We start from the raw sequence: 1,009 nt of genomic DNA, 5'->3' as shown, positions 1-1,009 counted from the left end.
AATCTTCAATGTCTGGGCCAACGACATCCAGAGCCTGTTCGGCTATACCCTGGCCGCCTCGCTGTTTCTGAGTTACGGCCTCAACGGATGGGCAGTGATGGCCGCCATCATTCTCGCCGGTCTGGTGGTCATGGTGCTGGTCAACCTGACCGGGCGGCCCAGCGTCAAATATGGCATTCCCTTTCCGGTGGTAGTACGCGCCAGCCTCGGCGTGCATGGCGCCAATCTACCGGCTATGCTGCGCGCGGTGATCGGCATCTTCTGGTACGGGGTGCAGACCTACTTCGCCTCCACCGCTGTCACGCTCTTGCTGACCGCGCTGGGCGTACCGGAAAGCGGCCAGTTCCTGGGGCTATCGAGCGTGGCCTGGCTGGCCTTCGTCATCGTCTGGGGCTTTCAACTGGCAATGTTCTGGGCGGGAATCGAGCGCATCAAACGCTTTCTCAACTGGGCGGGACCGCTGGTCTACGCGGTGATGATCGTGCTGATGGGCGTGGTCTGGTGGCAAGCCGGGGCATCGCTACTGCCTGCGGTAGATGACATATTCAGTGGCAGCAACGGCGCTGCCGATAGCGCCGTCGGCGCCTTCTTCACCGTGCTCGGCACCATGATCGCGTACTTCGCCGCTGTGGTGATCAACTTCGGCGACTTTGCACGCTTCGTGAAGAACGAGCGCGCCATGCGGCTCGGCAACTGGCTCGGGTTACCGCTCAATGTAGCGGTGTTCTCGTTCATCGCGTTGATCATCACCGCCGGCACTTTGGCGCTGTTCGGCGAGGCGCTGACCAACCCCTCGGACATCGTCGACCGTGTCGATAACCTGCCGCTGACGATCGTCGCCGCACTGACTTTCTTCGCCGCGACGGTGGGCATCAACCTGGTGGCCAACTTCATTCCACCCGCCTATGACCTCGCCAATCTGTTTCCGCGGCGCATCAGTTTCCGTCTCGGCGGCCTGATCACGGCGATCATCGCCTTCTTCATCGGGGCCTTGTGGGTCAGCGTGATC

The 1,009-nt window shown here is 61.7% G+C and carries 1 protein-coding gene; it reads left to right on the top strand.

Features of this window, described 5'->3' with window-relative positions; translation table 11 throughout:
- On the top strand, positions 1-1,009 hold a 1,009-nt coding region (locus OP496_RS18010), incomplete at both ends, for a cytosine permease (RefSeq protein ID WP_280565328.1).

Source organism: Chromohalobacter sp. 48-RD10, assembly GCF_029889785.1.
Taxonomy (GTDB): Bacteria; Pseudomonadota; Gammaproteobacteria; order Pseudomonadales; family Halomonadaceae; genus Chromohalobacter.
This window is presented reverse-complemented; position numbering and strand designations above follow the sequence as displayed.